The 277-nt window shown below is 70.8% G+C and carries 1 protein-coding gene; it reads right to left on the bottom strand.

Annotated elements, in window-relative coordinates:
* On the bottom strand, positions 1-277 hold a 277-nt coding region (locus ACSNOK_RS34080; RefSeq protein ID WP_436784608.1), incomplete at both ends, for a low temperature requirement protein A.

Raw genomic sequence — 277 nt, 5'->3', positions numbered from 1 at the left:
CCACGCCGGCCAGCAGAACCGCCCAGCGGCCGGCGAAGGTGCAGGCCAGAACCAGAAGGGCCGCCAGGGGCAGCACCATCTGCTGGGCCGGGCCGCGCTTGTGGTGGCGGGAGTGCAGCAGCCACACCATCAGCAGATAGAACGCCGTCGGCAGGGTCACCGCGGCCGACGCGGCGAACGCCGATATGTGCGCCTTGCCGACCGTGTGTTCCACCGCGACCTCCATGCCCGCCCCGATCGCCGCCGCCGAGCCGAACACGAAGTAGTGCCCATAACC

Origin of the sequence: Streptomyces sp. URMC 126, from assembly GCF_051386555.1 — a bacterium.
Lineage (GTDB): Bacteria > Actinomycetota > Actinomycetes > Streptomycetales > Streptomycetaceae > Streptomyces.
Note: the sequence above shows the minus strand (reverse complement) of the source record. Positions and strands in the feature narration are given on the sequence as shown.